The organism is Candidatus Nitrosotalea sp. FS (genome assembly GCF_011319475.1).
Classification (GTDB): domain Archaea; phylum Thermoproteota; class Nitrososphaeria; order Nitrososphaerales; family Nitrosopumilaceae; genus Nitrosotalea.
Genome location: NZ_RCMC01000260.1, coordinates 256 through 1,486, shown reverse-complemented (window position 1 = coordinate 1,486; position 1,231 = coordinate 256). Strand labels below are relative to the sequence as shown.

The 1,231-nt window shown below is 36.6% G+C and carries 2 protein-coding genes; both read left to right on the top strand.

What is annotated here, in order from left to right:
• Positions 1-464, top strand: a 464-nt coding sequence (locus DYY66_RS10255; protein ID WP_218583721.1) for a spherulation-specific family 4 protein, incomplete at its 5' end; no start/stop codon positions are given.
• Between the two features lie 547 nt (positions 465-1,011).
• Positions 1,012-1,231 (top strand): hypothetical protein (locus tag DYY66_RS16545; protein WP_394352636.1); only part of this gene is annotated, 220 nt, incomplete at its 3' end.

The window sequence follows — 1,231 nt, the reverse complement described above, 5'->3', positions numbered from 1 at the left end:
TTGATGAGATGGAGCATGTTCCTGGCAAAGAGGACTATTACTTGCACTTGAGTAATTATGCAAAATCAGTAGGCCTTAACTATACTGTAGGAAATCCTGGCAAGGATGTGTCACCTTCATACCTTGGTACTGTTGACAATATTGTGATATACGAACATTCTGGGCTTCCTACTGTTGAATCACTAAAAGGATGGCATACAAAATATGCAAAATATAATTTCTCAATCTTGCCATATGGTGTTGACAAGTTGAATGCAAAATTTGTAAAGTCTGCATCGCATTATGTGGGGTTGATCTACATTACAGATCAGACACTACCAAATCCTTGGTATTCATTGACAACCTATCTTGACCAACTAGTGTCACTAGTAGGATCTACATCTGACCATGAAAAAGATTTGGATGATTCTAAATCTGATCATGAAAAAGATTTAGACTCTATACCTGTTCAACATGAACAGTGATCAGTTGTAGTGGTTGCTATCTGAAGAAAATAACTTCATAAATGGAGAAAAATTTTGTAGCTTGATGTTATAACTATAAAATTATTCTAGAAAAATGTTGGCTAACTGGTATATAGTTTCACAAGTAAATGAAAACAAGAGTTAGTAGTATTGAGCGAAAGTTATGGAAAAAAAATTGATAATAGAACAAAGAAGATAATTGTTGCTGTATTCTTTGCAATTCTTTTGCTATCCTCCTCTAGCGTATTTACATCTGGTGCGTTTGCCCAGCTTGGTTCCTTGACAAACNAAGTCATGGAAAAAAAATTGATAATAGAACAAAGAAGGTAGTTATTGCTTTATTCTTTGCAATTCTTTTGTTATCATCTTCTAGTGTGTTTACATCTGGTGCGTTTGCTCAGCTCGGTTCCTTGACAAATTCTGTTACATCCACAACTTCTGGACTTACATCTACATTGGTGCAACCAATTACAAACAGCCCTGTAATTTCTAGTCCGGTAATTCCAAACAATCCTGTAATCANACTTCTGGACTTACATCTACATTGGTGCAACCAATTACAAGCAGCCCTGTAATTTCTAGTCCGGTAATTCCGAACAACCCTGTAATCCCAAGTAATCCAGTAATTCCTGTATTACCATCTCCCACTGGCCTCACAGCCAGCGCAGTATCATCGTCACAAATAAGCCTGAATTGGAATGTGTCGAACATCAGTGGTAGCTTGATAGAAGGATACATGATTGAGAGGTCTCAAGATAATGGGATTA